Here is a 16,455-nt window from a genome sequence, read left to right on the forward strand (position 1 = left end):
GCAGCCGGGCAGGGCCCGGCCGTTTGGCTGCTGACGGCTCCCCGGCGATCATGCTGCCGCACGACCAACGGTCGTGCGCTACCGCCGCCGCGCCCCGCGGTAGGTCACGACCGTTGGTCGTGACGCTTCTACCTCACACGTCGCCGCCTTCCGCCCAGCCTTCGCCGGTGCCCTTCTGGAACACGCGGTCGCCTTCCTGCACATCACCGGCCGGCAGGTGCTCCTGCGTTTCCAGCGCGGCGTAGATCGGGGTGAAGTCCGGCGCGGTCGCTTCCATCAGCTGCTCGTAGCTGTCGATGACGAAGTAGGTCTTCTGGAACGTATCGATGCGGTACTTCGTGCGCATGATCCGCTCCAGGTCGAACCCGATCCGGTTCGGCGCGGCCGATTCCAGCGAGTACAGCGATTCCCCCTTCGACGAGACGATGCCCGCGCCGTAGATGCGCAGCCCTTCGGGCGTGTTGATCAGGCCGAATTCCACCGTGTACCAATACAGGCGGGTGAGGTGCTGCAGCGCTTCGGGGCCGATCGCGTGCGCCTTGACGCCACCCCGGCCGTAGGCAGCCATGTAATCGGCGAACACCGGGTTCATCAGCAGCGGCACGTGCCCGAACAGGTCGTGGAACATGTCCGGTTCGGCGATGTAGTCGATCTGGTCCGGGCGCCGGATCCACCAGGTGACCGGGAAACGGCGGTTGGCCAGGTGGTCGAAGAAATCCAGTTCCGGCAGCAGCCCTTCCACGCCCACCAAGGTCCAGCCGGTGGCCGCGCCCAGCACTTCGTTGAGCTGGTCGAAGCGCGGAATCATGTGCGCGTTCATGCCCATCTCGTCCTGCGCCTGCAGGAACTCCCTGCTGGCGCGGCCGACCAGCAGCTCGCGCTGGCGCTGGTACAGGGTGCTCCAGGTGGCGTGATCGTCAGCGGTGTAGCTTTCCCACGGCTGCTCCACCACGGCGGTGGTGTAGACCGGCACGTAGCCCTTGTCGGTCTGCTGGTGTTCGACGCGGCGGGGGGCGGTGGCGGTTTCCATCGAGGCAGGCTCCTGGGAGGTCATCCATAGAGGGTAGGGCAGGGCGCGCGCAAGAGGATTGCAAAGTTGCGCGGATATGCCGTCTTGGCGCAATATCATTGCGTCCATTCAATGTTGCGGAGCAGCAATGTCCGGAGATGCCCCGTTCGACCGCACGGACCTGCGTCTGTTGGCGGAAATCCAGCAGCACGGGCGCGCCACCAACGCTGAGTTGGCGGCGCGGGTGAACCTGTCCCCGTCGGCCTGCCTGCGCCGGGTGCAGCGGCTGGAGAGCGAAGGGGTGATCGCCGGCTACGGCGCGCGGCTGGAACCGCGCCGCATCGGCCTGGGCCTGCAGGCGTTCGTGCGCGTACAGCTGGAGAAGCACGACCAGCACGCCATCGGCGTGTTCGCCGACAACGTGGTGGAGTGGGATGAAGTGGTGGCCTGCCATGCGCTGACCGGCGACATGGATTACCTGCTGCATATCTACGTGCGCGACCTGGAGCATTTCTCCAGCTTCCTGCTGGACAAGCTGCTCAATGCAGCCGGCGTGGCGGATGTGAATTCCAGCTTCGTGCTGCGCACGGTGAAGGACTTCCGGGCGCTGCCGTTGTCGCAGCTGGAATGACGCCACGCGTCATTCCAACGGTAGGGCCGACTGTTAGTCGGCTGCCCTTCGCGCAGACTCCGCCGCCCGTGCGGAGAGCAGCCGACTGACAGTCGGCTCTACCGCGGGCGGCGTCCAGAGATGACGCGGGGTTACCCCTCGCACTTTTCCTTGCGGCCCATCAGCTTGCCCACGCGCGAGGGTGCTTCGCACTTAGGCTTGGCCGGCGGCGGCGCCACTGCGGCCGCACGCGCCTTCTGCAGCTGCTGGATCTTCGCCCGGATCTGCGGCATCGCCGCCATCGCGGCCTTCTCGCCTTCCAGGATCGCAAAGCCGCGCTGGCTGAAATCGGCTGCGCCGATGTCCAGCACCTTGGGCCGGATGATGATGTCGGCGCGCGCCAGTTCCTGCTCGCCCAGGCGCTGGCCCATGATCGAGATCGACTGGTTGACGATGCCCAGCATGCCGGTCGGCGACTTGCCGCTGGCCTTGCTGGAGATATCCACGGCGATGACGAAATCCGCGCCCAGCTGGCGCGCGGCGTCCACCGGCACCGGGCTGACCACGCCGCCATCCACGAACAGGTTGCTGCCGATCTTCACCGGCTCGAACACACCCGGGATGCTGCTGGAGGCACGCACCGCCTGGCCCACGTTGCCGCGCACGAACACGGCGCGGTCGCCGGTATCGAGGTTGGTGGCCACGGCGGCGAACGGCTTCTTGAGCTTCTCCGCCGGGCGGTTGTTGACCTGCGCGTTGACGTAGTCCTGCAGCTTCTGGCCCTGCACCAGGCCACCGGAGAACAGGCGCACGTCGCGGATGCTGGTTTCATCCAGCGCCACCGCCTTGGTCTGCATCTGGAAGGCATCCATGCCGCTGGCGTACAGCGCGCCGACCACGCTGCCGGCGCTGGTGCCGGACACCACGACCGGTTCGAAGCCATTGGCTTCCAGCATCTTGATCACGCCAATATGCGCGAAGCCCTTGGCCGCACCGCCGCCCAGCGCGATGCCGATCTTCACCGGCTTGGCCGGCACCACCGTGGTGGCCACCGGCGGCGGGGTCGGGCGAACGGCTTCACCGCCGCAGCCAGCCAGCAGGCCGAGCAGGGCAACGGACAGCGTGAGACGGGTGCGGCGGAAGGCGGTCATGGGCGTGGCGAAATGTGAATGGGCGATAGCATACCGGTAGTACCGGCCCATGGCCGGCAGTGCGCATTGCGTGGTCATGCAGGGTTGCCCGTCGGTCGTCGCGCCTGGCGGAGGTGCCAGACACACAGGTAGAGCGCCAGAAGAACGCCGGGCAGGACGAACAGCGCCGCAACGAAATGGGTTCCCAGCAGTATCGGCAGTGTCACCGCGGTACCTCCCAACGGCCATGCCCAGTGCACCGGTCGGTCCTGGATCCACGCGAGGCTCATCCAGGCCAGGGCGAGCCAGGACAACGTGCTGACCAGGATGAGCAGCATCACCCCCAGTTCCGGCAGGTCCAAGGGAGCCAGCCATTCGCCCGAAAGCAGACCCACCAGCGCGACCGACCCAAAGACCACCACGTGGTAAAGCAAGCCCGGGAGACAAAGAACCCAGGCCAACACCGTCATCCAGACCCGCCACCCGCTTACGGACACGGCGTCATCGTCCATGGGTTTCCCTCTGGTGTCCCCTGACAGCATTGCATCATCCGCGTGGCGCCAGCAGGCTTTGGCTGAAGACGTTCATCGTGCCATATCGGGCGGGATCCACGACGCGATGCCCGGGGCCATGCCTTCACATCTCGGGGCGCGGATCTTGGTAATGAAGGATCCGTATTTGCGACGCTGTTGTTGTACTGCAACAATTGTCTGGTAGCGCCGGTCCACCACCCCTCCCAACACAGCCTAATCGCCATGTTCCCGAACCGCACTGCCCACGGCCGTCTTCCGTCCGTGCACCCCCTCGTTGTCGCTCTTGCCGCCCTGCTGCCGTTGACGGCCGCAGCCCAGGACGCTCCTGCCACCAAGGATCCGGTCGCACTCGACACCCTGCAGGTCACCGCCCAGCGCCGTGTCGAAAACGCCAAGGACGTGCCGGTGTCGATCTCGGCCATCCAGGGCGAAAAGCTCGACGTGCTCGGTTCGGCCGGCGACGACATCCGCTTCCTGTCGGCGCGCGTGCCGAGCCTGAACATCGAATCGTCCTACGGTCGTGCCTTCCCGCGCTTCTACATCCGCGGCCTGGGCAATACCGACTTCGATCTCAATGCCTCGCAGCCGGTGTCGCTGGTGTATGACGACGTGGTGCAGGAAAGCCCGCTGCTGAAGGGCTTCCCGCTGTTCGACCTGGCCGGCGTGGAAGTGCTGCGCGGCCCGCAGGGCACCCTGTTCGGGCGCAATACCCCGGCCGGCGTGGTCAAGTTCGATTCGGCCCGTCCCTCGCAGGACGCCGATGGCTACGTGAAGGTGTCCTACGGCACCTACGACACCTGGAACACCCAGGCCGCCTACGGTGGTCCTCTGACCGACCGCTGGTCCGCACGTGTGTCGGGCCTGTACCAGCGCCGCGACAACTACGTCGACAACACCCGCGCCAATGCACCGGCCGAAGGCTTCGAGGGCTATGACGAGTTCGCCGGCCGCGTGCAGTTCCTGTACGAAGGCGACGATTTCGAAGCGCTGCTCAACCTGCACAAGCGCAAGCTCAACGGCACCGCGCGCCTGTTCCGCGCCAACATCATCCAGCCGGGCAGCAATGCGCTGGTGGAAAACTTCGACCGCGACAAGGTCTCCAACGACGGCGTGAACTTCTCCGAGCTCGAAACCTGGGGCAGCAGCGCGCGCCTGCAGTGGAACCTGGGCCGGGTCACCCTGCACTCGATCACCGGCTATGAAACCGCCGAGTCGCTCAACCATGGCGATATCGACGGCGGCTACGGCGCCAGCTTCCTGGGCGCGGGCAACTACGGCCCGGGCTTCATCCCGTTCCCGTCCGAATCGGCCGACGGCCTGCCGCACCACCGCCAGTGGACCCAGGAATTCCGCGTGGAATCCAACGAATGGGGTCGCTTCGATTGGCAGGCCGGCGTGTTCTACTTCGATGAAGACGTCACCATCGACAGCTTCAACTACGACTCGCTGACCCCGGGCAACCCGCAGACCGGCCACGCCGTGCAGAGCCAGCGCAACAAGGCGTGGGCGGTCTTCGCGTCCGGCGACTTCGACGTGACCGACAAGTTCAAGCTGCGCGGTGGCGTGCGTTACACGCAGGACGAGAAGGACTTCACCGCCAGCGTGCTGCAGGCGGTTCCGGGCGGCACGCCGGTGAGCGGTCCGTACGTCGCCAACACCGATGTCGACGATGTCAGCTGGGACCTGAGCGGTGTCTACCAGATCACCGACAACGTCAACACCTACGCCCGCGTGGCCAAGGGCTTCCGCGCGCCGTCCATCCAGGGCCGCCTGGCCTTCGGTGGCGTGTCGCAGGCCGACTCGGAGAAGGTGATTTCGTATGAGGTGGGCGTCAAGGCCGACCTGTTCGACCGTCGCGCGCGCCTGGGCTTCAACATCTTCCGCTACAACGTCGACGGCCAGCAGCTGATCGCGGTGGGCGGCAGCAACAACACTGCCACCCTGCTCAATGCCGACAAGACCATCGGCCAGGGCGCCGAGCTGGACTTCGAGGCCTACCTCACCGACCACGTCCTGCTCACCCTGGGCAGCAGCTACAACGACACCGAGATCAAGGACCGCGACCTGGCGGTGGCGATCTGCGGTGGCGGCTGCACCATCACCGATCCGACCACGGTGATCAACGGCGGCACCTACGCGCTGGTCAATGGCAATCCGCTGCCGCAGGCACCGAAGTGGATCCACAACCTGACCCTGCGTGCCGGTTTCCCGGTCACCGATGCCAGCGAGCTGTACGTGTACACCGACTGGGCCTACCGCAGCGCGGTGAACTTCTTCCTGTACGAGTCGCCGGAGTTCCGCAGCCGCTCGTCGCTGGAAGGTGGCCTGCGCCTGGGCTACAACTGGGACTACGGCCAGTACGACGTCGCCGTGTTCGGTCGCAACCTGACCAACCAGACCCGCGTGGTGGGTGCGATCGACTTCAACAACCTGACCGGCTTCCTCAACGAGCCGCGCACCTTCGGCGTGGAGTTCACCGCGAAGTTCTGATGATGCGGTTGATGGGATGAAAGGGAAACGGCGCGGAGAAATCCGCGCCGTTTTTCATTCCATTTCGACGTGTTGCCTGCGCGGTAGGGTCGGTTCCCAAACGACCGCCGATAACGGTGCAACGCCCGGTAACGCATGACCTGAAACGCAGAAAGGCACTCCGTTCCGACCTCCTGTACACCTGAAGGACGGCTTCGGACGGAAGTAAGCGTCGGTAAGTCCACCCACGCCGCGTTGATATGGGTTCGGATACGTGAGCCGCGCGTTGCGCGGTTGCCACGCATGGCGTGGCACTACGGATTGCTGGCGAACGGGATAAGACCCGGATACATCATTACCGGGTTACCCAACATCACAACGCGCTGGCAGGTCGGATCTTCAGCACCGTCTCTTCCGCCGCGCAGTCACGGCCGACACTCGCCCCCGCCTTTCTCGCCGTCGCGATCTCCTTCCGCGCCGCCAGCAGGTCGCGGTTGAACTCGGCGTTGTCGTGCAGGCGTGCCACCGCGGCCGCGCCCATGAAGCGGCCTTCGAGGATGTCGCTCTGCCAGTGCACGTTGCACACCAGGCGGCTTTCGCCGTAATTGCGGCCGCGCGCCTGGATGGCATCGGCACGCTCGGGCACGATCTCCGACAGGATCAGGGCCCAGGCCCAGCCGATCGAGGTGTGCCCGGACGGGTACGAACCATTCTTCCGCAGCCCGTCCTCATCCTCCGGCGTGCAGGTCGGCTCGCCGTTGACCATGAACGGGCGAGGGCGCTGGTAGTGGTGCTTGGCGGCGCGGGTGGCGGCGCTGGCATCAATGCGGCTGCGCTCGAGCAGGCGGTACAGCGCCGGCGTCTTATGCGCATCCACGTCCAGCCCGATCGCGCAGGCGAACTGGTTCGCGCCGTCCGGAAACCCGAGTTCGGCATCGCGGTGCGCCTGCGCGAAGCGAGGGCTGCCGCGCAGGGCGCGCGCCTCGCGGCTGACCTGTTCGTCCAGCGCGAATCCTGCCGAGCCGGCCGCTGGCGGTGCCGGCACCAGCGCCAGGCTGCCGGGGACCGCGTCGGCCGGCAGGTAGCCCACCGCCTTGGTCACCACCGAGGCCTCCACCGGCGTCGTCGGCGCGGCCACGCTGCTACAGCCGACAAGGGCCGCCAGCACGGCGGTGGCCAGCAGGGGGCGCAGGAAGGAGGCGGAAGCGGCAGCGTGCATCGGTGGATCCCAGGAATGTGACGCCCGCATGATCGCAGCTTCGCGGTCGCCTGCCAGCGGCCGCAGGTCATGCCGCCAGACCCGGCATGGCGCACTGCGGCGCACCGGTGGGATTGGTTTCAAATGCCACGAACCCGGTACTGGGTCACGGACTGCGAGCGTCAGCCGGCATAGCTTCTGCATCGGCGCTACCCGCCGTCATCCGGATATGGATAGGCCGAGTCGATGGCGGAGCAGTGCCAACGCCCAGGGGGATCACCCGGCAGCGCGGAGCGTGGCCCCGCTACCTGCCTGAACGGAGACGCAGAATGCAGAGCAATGCAGTAGGGAAGGCCATCGGCCTGGCCCTGGGAGTCATGCTGGCCAGTGGCGGCGCACAGGCGGCCGACGTGGTCGGCGTGGCCTTCGTGCACGGTACCGGCAAGCAGACCGATGCCCGCGCCGAGTACTGGCAGCCGGGCATCATCGACACGGTGCGCCAAGGGCTGCCCAACAGCGCCAATTACACCGTGGTCAACTGCGATTTCGAACAGTACATGTGGAAGCCGGAAGCAGCTGGTTGCCTGGCCGGCCAGCTGACCACCTTCATCAACAACAAGGGCATCACCCGGCTGGTGGTGATCACCCATTCCAACGGCGGCAACGTAGTGCGCTGGATCCTGTCCAACCCGACCTACGACAGCCGCTACCCGAAGCTGATCCAGACCATCAGCAAGGTCACCGCGCTGGCGCCCTCGTCGGCCGGGACGCCGCTGGCCGACGCAGTGCTCAACGGCAACGTGTTCGAAGCCTCGGTGGGCTGGCTGCTGGGCTACCAGAACGACGCGGTGCGCATGCAGCAGGTGGGCTGGATGGCCACCTACAACGCGCAGAACCTCTACGGCACGGTGGGGCGCCCGGCGCTGCCCAAGCCGTTCCGCGCGGTGGTCGGCTCGGACGTGGAGTCGGCGGTGTGGGACAGCAACAGCTACTGCGGCGGTTACGCGCAGAACGTTGGGCTGGAACTCACCCAGAACTGGCTCGACAGCTGTTCCGACGGCTTCCTCGAATGCAGCAGCCAGAAGGCCGCCGGCACGCTGCTGTTCACCGACAAGGCGCGTACCAAGGGCGCCGAACCGCTCAGCCACAACCAGAGCCGGCGCGACTGCTTCGGCCTGGGCGCGATCCTGCGCAACGACCTGACCCTCTGAGGAGCACCCCATGACGTCTCGATTGATGCTTGCCATGGCCGTGGCCTCGGCGCTGTTCGCGCTGCCGCTGCAGGCCGCACAACCCCTGCAGGCGGCGCGCGGCACCGACCAGGTCGCCCCGCGCGTGGAACGCGCGCCGATGCCCGATACCACCGTTGAACGCGCCCCGGTGCGCTTTGCCTGGGCGCTGGACCCGGAGCAGGCGCTGGAGGCGCCGGCACCCCAGGCCGCGCTCAGCCGCAGCTACTGGGACACCGTGGATGCGGCCACCCTGCAACGTGGCCTGGAGTTGCCGCTGACCGCCCCCGACGCGGTGATCCAGGTCAGCCCGGTGCAGGGCGCCCGCGCGCTGGAGGTGGAGCAGCTGCAGGTGCGCGCCCCCGATGGCGCCCTGGCGTTGGACGCGGTGGCCGACGCGCAGCAGCTGCGCGCGGCGGGCATGGGCGTAAACGAGGGCAGCGCGATGGCGCGTACCGGCGCCAGTAAGGCGGTGGGCAGCTACCGCCTGCAGGCGGCGCAGGCCCAGGGCCGCTATGTGGTGCAGGTGCTTGAGCCCAACAGCCCGATCGCGCTGCAGCTGCAGGCCGACCGCCAGCAGGTGCTGGCCGGCGGCCGTGTGGGGGTGACCGCGCGGCTGCAGAACGACGGCGGCAATGCGGCACGCGCGGCCGGGCGCCCGGTGCCGCGCGCGCTGCCGGCCGCCGGCGAGGCGCTGCTGGTGGCGCCGGACGGCCGCAGCTGGCCGGTGCCGCTGGTGGCCGCCAGGGACGGCCTGCGCGCGCAGGTGACCGTTCCGGAGGACATCGGCACCACCGAGGGATTGTGGGAGCTGCAGGCCTTCGTGAGCGCGCAGGGCGTGCAGCGCGACGCCAAGGTGGCGTTCGCGGTGGCGCGGGCGACCGCGCGCTTCAGCGGCCAGGCCGAGGTGGACGCGGCGCAGCGCCAGGTGCGGTTGCCGCTGCAGATAGGCGCGCCGGGCCGGTACGAAGCCCGCGGCACCCTGTACGCCACCGCCCCGGGCGGCAGCCTGCGCCCGGTGGCGCAGGCACACAGCGCTGCGTGGTTCGACGCTGCCGGCAGCGGTGAGCTGCTGCTGGCCTTCGACGAGGTCGCGCTGCCCAATGGCTACGGCGCGCCTTTCGAGTTGCGTGACCTGCAGCTGCAGGACCAGGGCCGGATGGCGCCGATCGAACGCCGCGCGGTAGCGGTGCGGTTCTAGGCAGGGAAGCAGCGCAGGGCGTGTAGCGCCACGCCCTGCGTGGCTGTTTTACCCGGCGAACGCGGTCAGCCGGCCTTCGTGCTCCAGCACCTGGATGGGGCCACCAAACACCTCGGACAGCGGCCCATCGCGCAGCAGCTCCGCGCGCGTGCCGTCGGCGGCGATCCGGCCACCGCGCAGCAGCACTACGCGTTCGATTTCCGGAATCACTTCTTCGATGTGGTGGGTCACCAGCACCAGGGTGATGCCCTGCGCGGCCAACGTGCGCATGGTGGCCACCAGGTGCTGGCGGGCCACCAGGTCCAGCCCGGTGGAGGGTTCGTCCAGCAGCAGCGCCTGCGGGCGGTTGACCAGCGCACGCGCGATCAGCACGCGACGGGTTTCGCCGGCGGACAGCTCGGCGTAGCCGCGCTGCAGCAACGGCAGTGCGCCGGTGAGGGCCAGGGTTTCACGCACCCGCGCGCGCATGTCGTCGGTCACCTCGCGGAATGCCGGCACCACGAAGCTGGCGAAGAACCCGGACAGCACCGCTTCTTCCACGGTCAGGCCCGGCATGTCGGCCAGGTTGCTGCTCAGGTCGCCGGTGACGATACCCAGCTGCGAACGCAGCCGGTCCACCTGCCAGCGGTTCTGGCCCAGCACGCGCACCGCCACCGTGCCGTCGGCGTGCGCCAGCGGGTACAGCTCACGGGTGATCAGCTTGATGAAAGAGGATTTGCCGCAGCCGTTCGGGCCCAGCAGCGCCGTGTGCTGGCCCTGTGCGATACGCAGGCTGAGGTCGTGCAGGACCCGGACCTGGCCGCGGATGACGCAGGCCCGGTCCAGTTCAATCAACGGGGCGGCGGACGCAGCGGCCGGGGGAGGGGTAGCGACGGTCATGAATGCGGGGGCAATGCTCACGAAGGGGGAAATCAACTGAATGACTGCGCAAAAATCGCATCAGACGGATGAAGTTTGCAACGTCTGGCCCCATGATGGACCTACCTGTAAACCCGTTTCCCTGCTGGCCGTTGCGGCCCGGAGTCCTGCGATGCTCGATACCCTCCTCAACTTCCTGACCGGCGGTGTCGTCGGCCTCGGCTGGTGGGGCATGGGCCTGGTGCTGCTGGTGTTCACCCAGCTCACCATCTTTGCCGTCACGCTGTACCTGCATCGCAGCCAGGCCCACCGTGGCGTGGACTTCCACCCGGTCATCGCGCACTTCTTCCGCTTCTGGACCTGGCTCACCACCTCCATGATCACCAAGGAGTGGGTGGCCATCCACCGCAAGCACCACGCCAAGGTGGAAACCGAGGAAGATCCGCACAGCCCGGTCACCAAGGGCATCGGCACCGTGTTCTGGCGCGGCGTGGAGCTGTACCGCGAAGCCCGCGGCATGCGCGCGGACATCGAGCAGTACGGCCGTGGCGCCCCGGAAGACTGGATCGAGCGCCACCTCTACACCCCGCACGCCAACCTGGGCCCGGTCGCGCTGTTCGCGTTGAACCTGCTGCTGTTCGGCCTGCCGGGCGTTGCGCTGTGGGCAATCCAGATGGCGTGGATCCCGTTCTGGGCCGCCGGCGTGGTCAATGGACTGGGTCACTGGTGGGGCTATCGCAATTTCGAATCGGCCGACACCTCGACCAACCTCACCCCGTGGGCGTTCTGGATCGGCGGCGAAGAACTGCACAACAACCACCATGCCTTCCCCAGCTCGGCGCGCTTCTCGATGCGCCGCTGGGAATTCGACATCGGCTGGGCAGCCATCCGCGGCCTGCAGGCCGTGGGCCTGGCCAAGGTGCTGCGCGTGGCGCCGAGCATGGACGTGCGCCCGAACATTGCCGTGCCCGATGCCGAAACCCTCAAGGCACTGCTCTCGCACCGCTTCCAGGCGATGACCGATTACCAGCGCAACGTGTTCGTGCCGGCGCTGCGCGAGGAAGCGGCGATGGCCGGTGCCAAGCTGCGCCAGCTGCTGCCGCGCCGCATGCGCCGTGGCCTGGTCAACGATGGCCGCTGGCTCAAGCCCGATTGCCGTGCCGAGCTCAGCAGCTGGGTGGAACAGCGCCCGCGCATCCGCGTGCTGGTCGAACACCGCGCGCGCCTGGCGGCCCTGCTCGAAGCCCGCGGCAACGATGCCGCCGAACGCCTGAAGCTGTTGCAGGCCTGGTGCCACGAAGCCGAGGCCAGCGGCATCGCCGCGCTGCAGAATTACGCAGCGCGCCTGAAGGGCTACGCGCTGACGGCGCACTGAGCGGTGCGCCCGTCCACCGTTTCCGGAAAACGCCGCCCTGCGCGGCGTTTTTCCTGCGCCGCGCTGCTGCTGTTCGCGCTGGGCGCGCAGGCGCAGGTAGCCGACACCGGCACCTACCTGCAGCGCATGGACAGCGACGGCGACGGCAAGGTCAGCGTCGACGAGTACGTCGCCTGGATGATGTACGCCTTCGACCGCATGGACCGGAATGGCGATGGCGTGCTCAGCGCCGACGAACTGCCGGGCGGCAAGGGCAGGCCGATCACCCGCGAGCAGCAGCGCCAGACCATCATCGACCGCTTCCACAAACAGGACGCCAACCGCGACGGCTCCCTGAGCGCGAAGGAACTGTCCGCCCCACCCCGATGACGCCGCGCACATGCCCGCCAATCGGGTAGAGCGGGGCTCTGCCCCGCTGCGGCAACCGACCCTGCCTTTCCTTTCCCCATGCCCGAACTTCCCGAAGTAGAAACCACCCGCCGCGGCCTGGCCCCGCACCTGGAAGGCCGCAGCATCCACGGCGTGATCCTGCGCCGGCCCGACCTGCGCTGGCCGATCCCCGGCGAAATCAGCCAGCTGCTCCCCGGGCAGGCCATCGAAGGCGTGCGCCGCCGCGCCAAATACCTGCTGCTGGATACCGCCATCGGCAGTGCGGTGCTGCACCTGGGGATGTCCGGCAGCCTCCGCGTGCTGCCCGGCGACACCCCGGTGCGGGCGCACGACCATGTCGACATCAGCCTGGACAACGGCCGCCTGCTGCGCTTCAACGACCCGCGCCGGTTCGGCAGCCTGTTGTGGCAGCCGGCGGGAGCAACCCACGATCTGCTGGCCGGTCTGGGCCCGGAACCGCTGGACGACGCGTTCGACGGCGAGTACCTGTTCCAGCGCAGCCGGGGCCGCCGGGCGCCGGTGAAGACCTTCCTGATGGACCAGGGCATCGTGGTCGGCGTGGGCAACATCTACGCGGCCGAAAGCCTGTTCATGGCCGGGATCAACCCGCTGCGCGAGGCAGGGAAGATTTCGCGGGAGCGCTACCAGCGCCTGGCCACGGCGGTGAAGCAGATCCTGGCGTACGCCATCACCCGCGGCGGCACCACCCTGCGCGATTTCATCAATCCCGATGGCGCGCCGGGCTATTTCGAGCAGGAACTGCTGGTCTATGGGCGCGAAGGCGAACCCTGCCGGCAATGCGGGCGGCTGCTGCGCCACGCGACCATCGGCCAGCGCGCCAGCGTCTGGTGCGGCCACTGCCAGCGCTGAACCGGCATACGCACGGACGGAAACCGGCGCTATAGTCGGCCCAACGTCACCGGCGGGGGTGTGCGATGGACGAAAGCCCGGATATCACCGTATGGCTGGATTCAGCCCGGGCGGGCGACCGCGCCTCGCTGGACCGGGTGCTCACCCTGCTGTACCAGGAACTGCACAGCATGGCCCGGCGCCAGCTGGCCGGGCAGCAGGGTCGGACCCTGGATGCGACCTCGCTAGTGCATGAGTCCTACCTCAAACTGCTGGGCGCACGTGGCGCGGCGCGGTTCGAGGACCGGGCACACTTCTTCGCCTATGCCGCCTCGGCGATGCGCAGCGTGGTGGTCGATTACGCGCGCAACCGGCTGGCGCGCAAGCGCGGCGGCGACCTCAAGCGGGTTGCGGAGATTCCCGAAAACAGCAGCAGCGGCGTGCGCCTGGACGAAGACCTGCTGGCGCTGGACGTCGCGTTGGCGCGCCTGCAGGCGGTGGACAACCACCTGGCCAAGGTGGTGGAGCTGCGGTACTTCGCCGGGCTGTCCGAGCAGGAAATCGCCGACCTGTGCCAGCGTTCAGAGCGCAGCATCCGCCGCGACTGGCAGAAGGCGCGGATGTTCCTGTTGGCCTCGGTCCGCGAGGACTGAGCACGGCGGTCGAATAGGCAGCGCGGTAACACGAGGCCCGGGGAAGGGACGATGGATGCAGTGCGCTGGCGGCAGCTCTCCTCGCTGCTGGATCAGTTGCTGGAAATGCCCTCCGACCAGCGCAGCGCGCGCCTGGCGCAACTGCGTGCGGCCGATGCCACGCTGGCCGATGACCTGGAGCGGCTGCTGGCGCACGAGCAGGAAAGCCAGGACTTCATGGCCCAGCCGCTGTGGACCGCCGCCCCCGAGGACAGTCGCGCCGGCACCCATATCGGCCCGTACCGGCTGCTGCGGCAACTGGGCGAAGGCGGCATGGGCGAAGTGTGGCTGGCCGAACGCGCCGATGGCCTGTACCAGCGCCAGGTGGCGCTGAAGCTGCTGCGCAGCGGCTATGCCGATCCCGGGCTGCGCCAGCGCTTCAGCCGCGAACGCGAGATCCTGGCGCGCCTGCAGCACCCGCACCTGGCGCAGCTGCTCGACGCCGGCGTGGACCTGCAGGGCCAGCCTTACCTGGCCCTGGCCTACGTGGAAGGCGAACCGATCACCGACTACTGCCAGCGCCTGCAGCTGCCGCTGGAACGCCGCCTGCAGCTGATGCTGCAGGTGTGCGCGGTGGTCAGCCACGCGCACGCCAACCTGATCGTGCACCGCGACCTGAAGCCGTCCAACATCCTGGTCACCACCGCGGGCGAAGTGAAGCTGCTGGATTTCGGCATCGCCAAACTGCTCGACGACGAGCAGGCGCGCGCCAACGCCGCGCACCCGCCCACCGAAGCGCGTGCCTTCACCCTGCACTACGCCGCACCGGAGCAGGTGCGGGGCGCCCCGGTGACCACGCTGACCGACGTGTACTCGCTCGGCGTGGTGCTGTTCGAGGTGATCACCGGGCGCAAGCCATACCGCCTGCGCCGGGTCAGCGACGCCGAATGGGAGCGGTCGATCCTGGAAGTTGATGCGCCCCGCGCGTCCAGCGTGCTGCTGCGCGGCGACATCACCGATGCGGCGGTCACGCCGGCGGCGCGGCGACTGGCCCGGCGCCTGCGCGGCGACCTGGACACGGTCCTGCTGAAGGCCCTGCAGAAGGAGCCGGCGCAGCGCTATGCCTCGGTGGAGGCGCTGGCCCAGGACCTGCAGCGCTTCCTCGAGGGCCGTCCGATCCAGGCGCGCCCGCAGCGCGCGCTGTACCGGCTGCGCAAGTACCTGGGCCGGCACCGCTGGGGCGTGGCGCTTGCGGCCGTGGTCGCGGTGGTCCTGGTGGCGCTGGCGGCGCTGGCGTTGTGGCAGATGCAACAGGCCCGGCGCGAGATCGCGCGCGCCCAGGCCATGCAGGATTTCACCATCGGCCTGTTCGACCGCGCCGCCGGCGTGCGCCATGGCAGCTTCGACGTACGCCAGCTGCTGGCGACCGGGCAGCAGCGCGGCGAGGCCGAACTGGCCGACCAGCCCCTGCCGCTGGCCAACCTGGAAGGCGTGATCGGACGGCTGCGGATCGGCATGGGCGACTACGCACTGGCGCTGGAAACCCTGGACCGGCAGCGCGCGCTGCTGGAGCAGGTGAAAGACGTTCCGCCGGACATGCAGCTGGAGGCCGTGACCCAGCGCGGTCGCGCGCTGCGCATGCTGGGGCGGTCGCGCGAGTGCGTGGGGCACATGACGCCGCTGCAGGCGCTGGCCGGCGAACAGCAGCAGGCACTGCCCTCGCTGGTGGCCGAGTTCCACGCACAGCTGGGCCGCTGCCAGCAACTGCTGGGCTACCGTGACGAGGCACGCGCGGCGTTCGAGCGGGCGTTGTCGCTGCGCCGCGAAGTAGCGCACGACACCACCGGCACCGCCGAAAGCCTGGCCGATCTGGCCGCGCTGGAAAACGACGTCGGCAACGCGCCGGCTGCGCTGGCCGGCTACCGCCAGGCCCTGCAACTGCTGCAGGAGCGGACCAGCGACCGCCACCCGCAGCGGGTCACGCTGCATCGCCACCTGGGCGAGACCCTGGCCGCGCAGGGCGACCTGGACGGTGCCGAACGCAGCTTGGGCGAGGCCTGGGCCGACGCAGTGGCGCTGTATGGCGAGGATCACCCGGAGACGCTGACCATCCGCCGCCTGCGCGCCAGCCTGGCGCTGCAGCGGGGCGACCTGGCGCAGGCCCGGCAGGCAATGCTGCAGGTCCACCAGCTCACCCGCAAGGCGCTGGGCGAGCAGCACCGCGACACCGGGCAGACCTGGCACGCCTTGGGACGTGCAGCGCTGGAACGCGGCGATACCGCTGCGGCGGTGGATGCGTTCGGGCGCGCAGTGGCGATCTGGCGGCAGCCGGACGCCATCGGGTTGCTCCCGCAGGGGCTGTACGACTACGGCAGCGCGCTGGCCGACGGCGGGCGCTGGCAGGACGGCCTGGCCGCCCTGCGCGAAGGGCGGCAATGGCAGGCCGCCCAGCGCGGCGACGGTGACCTGGAGGTGCTGCGCGCAGACCGTCGCATGGCCGAGATCGTCGGCGAGCATGTCGACCCTTGGCAGGCCGGCGACCGCCTGGCGGCATTGATGCGGCAGACCACCCGCAACGGCCCGGACGCGCGCCTGCAGCAGCAGGCGGTGCAGCTGGCATGGGGGCGCAACCTGCTGCGCATGGACCAGCCGGTGGAGGCCCGGCGCGCACTGCAGCCCCTCCGCGACGGCGATGCGATGGACCCGCGCAGCGTGCAGCTGCGCTGGTTGGCGCGCGCATCGCTGGGCCAGCTGGACTGCGCGCAGTCCCCCGCGCGCGGGCGTGCGGCGCTGCTGGCGCTGCAGGCCGAGGTACGCGCGCAGCGGCCGCAGGGCGGTTGCGTGGCCCGGCAGATCGAACAGCTGCTGCAGGCCTGTACGCCGGGCGTGGCGCGCGGCGCCCGGCGTCCGGCTGAACGACCACCGCGCGCGACAGCGGCGAATTAACGTGGTCATGCCTATGATGGCCGGCC

General features: G+C 68.7%; 14 protein-coding genes. 9 read left to right on the plus strand and 5 right to left on the minus strand.

The annotated features are described in order from the left end of the window. Window positions 1-133: 133 nt before the first annotated feature. On the minus strand, window positions 134-1,030 hold the full coding sequence (phhA, locus tag FSZ13_RS13545) for a phenylalanine 4-monooxygenase (protein WP_145480565.1): 897 nt from the start codon (window positions 1,028-1,030) through the stop codon (window positions 134-136). A 127-nt stretch (window positions 1,031-1,157) separates the two neighbouring features. Between phhA and FSZ13_RS13550 the strand changes: the two genes are divergently transcribed. Further along, on the plus strand, window positions 1,158-1,640 hold the full coding sequence (locus FSZ13_RS13550) for an Lrp/AsnC family transcriptional regulator (protein WP_145480567.1): 483 nt from the start codon (window positions 1,158-1,160) through the stop codon (window positions 1,638-1,640). A 131-nt stretch (window positions 1,641-1,771) separates the two neighbouring features. Here FSZ13_RS13550 and FSZ13_RS13555 read toward each other — a convergent pair whose 3' ends face one another. Together FSZ13_RS13555 and FSZ13_RS13560 are read right to left on the minus strand one after the other, a co-directional pair. Then, complete coding sequence (locus FSZ13_RS13555; RefSeq protein ID WP_145481178.1) at window positions 1,772-2,770, minus strand: patatin-like phospholipase family protein; 999 nt, start codon at window positions 2,768-2,770, stop codon at window positions 1,772-1,774. 74 nt (window positions 2,771-2,844) lie between these two features. After that, on the minus strand, window positions 2,845-3,261 hold the full coding sequence (locus FSZ13_RS13560) for a hypothetical protein (protein ID WP_145480569.1): 417 nt from the start codon (window positions 3,259-3,261) through the stop codon (window positions 2,845-2,847). Between the two features lie 243 nt (window positions 3,262-3,504). On the opposite strand from FSZ13_RS13560, the gene FSZ13_RS13565 reads away from it, so the two are divergent. Then, entirely contained in the window at window positions 3,505-5,772 is a 2,268-nt protein-coding gene (locus tag FSZ13_RS13565) for a TonB-dependent receptor (protein WP_145480571.1), read from the plus strand. Window positions 5,773-6,124: 352 nt separating this feature from the next. Here the strand turns inward: FSZ13_RS13565 and FSZ13_RS13570 are convergent, their stop codons facing one another. Then, window positions 6,125-6,970 carry an acid phosphatase gene (locus FSZ13_RS13570; RefSeq protein ID WP_145480573.1) on the minus strand — a complete coding sequence of 282 codons (846 nt, stop codon included), beginning with the start codon at window positions 6,968-6,970 and terminating at the stop codon, window positions 6,125-6,127. Window positions 6,971-7,278: 308 nt separating this feature from the next. Here FSZ13_RS13570 and FSZ13_RS13575 point away from each other — a divergent pair, with 308 nt between their 5' ends. Together FSZ13_RS13575 and FSZ13_RS13580 are read left to right on the plus strand one after the other, a co-directional pair. Continuing rightward, window positions 7,279-8,160 carry a hypothetical protein gene (locus tag FSZ13_RS13575; RefSeq protein WP_145480576.1) on the plus strand — a complete coding sequence of 294 codons (882 nt, stop codon included), beginning with the start codon at window positions 7,279-7,281 and terminating at the stop codon, window positions 8,158-8,160. Between the two features lie 10 nt (window positions 8,161-8,170). Beyond that, window positions 8,171-9,379, plus strand: coding sequence for a DUF4785 domain-containing protein (locus FSZ13_RS13580; protein WP_145480578.1), 1,209 nt, complete (start codon window positions 8,171-8,173; stop codon window positions 9,377-9,379). A 48-nt stretch (window positions 9,380-9,427) separates the two neighbouring features. On the opposite strand, the gene FSZ13_RS13585 is transcribed toward FSZ13_RS13580, so the two are convergent. Continuing rightward, window positions 9,428-10,258: an ABC transporter ATP-binding protein gene (locus tag FSZ13_RS13585; protein ID WP_145481180.1), complete on the minus strand. Its 831-nt coding sequence runs from the start codon at window positions 10,256-10,258 to the stop codon at window positions 9,428-9,430. Window positions 10,259-10,409: 151 nt separating this feature from the next. Between FSZ13_RS13585 and FSZ13_RS13590 the strand changes: the two genes are divergently transcribed. The 5 genes from FSZ13_RS13590 to FSZ13_RS13610 all read left to right on the plus strand — a co-directional run bounded on the left by FSZ13_RS13590 (window position 10,410) and on the right by FSZ13_RS13610 (window position 16,429). After that, window positions 10,410-11,612: a DesA family fatty acid desaturase gene (locus tag FSZ13_RS13590; protein WP_145480580.1), complete on the plus strand. Its 1,203-nt coding sequence runs from the start codon at window positions 10,410-10,412 to the stop codon at window positions 11,610-11,612. Window positions 11,613-11,675: 63 nt separating this feature from the next. Further along, window positions 11,676-11,981 (plus strand): EF-hand domain-containing protein, encoded by a 306-nt coding sequence (locus FSZ13_RS13595; RefSeq protein ID WP_260844199.1) that lies wholly within the window; start codon window positions 11,676-11,678, stop codon window positions 11,979-11,981. Window positions 11,982-12,059: 78 nt separating this feature from the next. Next, window positions 12,060-12,872 carry a bifunctional DNA-formamidopyrimidine glycosylase/DNA-(apurinic or apyrimidinic site) lyase gene (gene mutM, locus FSZ13_RS13600; RefSeq protein WP_145480582.1) on the plus strand — a complete coding sequence of 271 codons (813 nt, stop codon included), beginning with the start codon at window positions 12,060-12,062 and terminating at the stop codon, window positions 12,870-12,872. 65 nt (window positions 12,873-12,937) lie between these two features. Beyond that, window positions 12,938-13,504: an ECF-type sigma factor gene (locus tag FSZ13_RS13605; protein ID WP_145480584.1), complete on the plus strand. Its 567-nt coding sequence runs from the start codon at window positions 12,938-12,940 to the stop codon at window positions 13,502-13,504. 51 nt (window positions 13,505-13,555) lie between these two features. After that, on the plus strand, window positions 13,556-16,429 hold the full coding sequence (locus FSZ13_RS13610; protein ID WP_145480585.1) for a serine/threonine-protein kinase: 2,874 nt from the start codon (window positions 13,556-13,558) through the stop codon (window positions 16,427-16,429). Window positions 16,430-16,455 lie beyond the last annotated feature (26 nt).

Source organism: Stenotrophomonas rhizophila (genome assembly GCF_007667275.1).
Taxonomy (GTDB): domain Bacteria; phylum Pseudomonadota; class Gammaproteobacteria; order Xanthomonadales; family Xanthomonadaceae; genus Stenotrophomonas; species Stenotrophomonas maltophilia_AE.

Bases quoted from the DNA above. Each gene is read 5' to 3' on its own strand.
- FSZ13_RS13550 (WP_145480567.1), top strand. From the start codon at position 1,158: ATGTCCGGAGATGCCCCGTTCGACCGCACGGACCTGCGTCTGTTGGCG.
- FSZ13_RS13560 (WP_145480569.1), bottom strand. From the start codon at position 3,261: ATGGACGATGACGCCGTGTCCGTAAGCGGGTGGCGGGTCTGGATGACG.
- mutM (WP_145480582.1), top strand. From the start codon at position 12,060: ATGCCCGAACTTCCCGAAGTAGAAACCACCCGCCGCGGCCTGGCCCCG.
- FSZ13_RS13585 (WP_145481180.1), bottom strand. From the start codon at position 10,258: ATGACCGTCGCTACCCCTCCCCCGGCCGCTGCGTCCGCCGCCCCGTTG.
- FSZ13_RS13580 (WP_145480578.1), top strand. From the start codon at position 8,171: ATGACGTCTCGATTGATGCTTGCCATGGCCGTGGCCTCGGCGCTGTTC.
- FSZ13_RS13565 (WP_145480571.1), top strand. From the start codon at position 3,505: ATGTTCCCGAACCGCACTGCCCACGGCCGTCTTCCGTCCGTGCACCCC.
- FSZ13_RS13575 (WP_145480576.1), top strand. From the start codon at position 7,279: ATGCAGAGCAATGCAGTAGGGAAGGCCATCGGCCTGGCCCTGGGAGTC.
- FSZ13_RS13555 (WP_145481178.1), bottom strand. From the start codon at position 2,770: ATGACCGCCTTCCGCCGCACCCGTCTCACGCTGTCCGTTGCCCTGCTC.
- FSZ13_RS13590 (WP_145480580.1), top strand. From the start codon at position 10,410: ATGCTCGATACCCTCCTCAACTTCCTGACCGGCGGTGTCGTCGGCCTC.
- FSZ13_RS13570 (WP_145480573.1), bottom strand. From the start codon at position 6,970: ATGCACGCTGCCGCTTCCGCCTCCTTCCTGCGCCCCCTGCTGGCCACC.
- FSZ13_RS13610 (WP_145480585.1), top strand. From the start codon at position 13,556: ATGGATGCAGTGCGCTGGCGGCAGCTCTCCTCGCTGCTGGATCAGTTG.
- phhA (WP_145480565.1), bottom strand. From the start codon at position 1,030: ATGGAAACCGCCACCGCCCCCCGCCGCGTCGAACACCAGCAGACCGAC.
- FSZ13_RS13605 (WP_145480584.1), top strand. From the start codon at position 12,938: ATGGACGAAAGCCCGGATATCACCGTATGGCTGGATTCAGCCCGGGCG.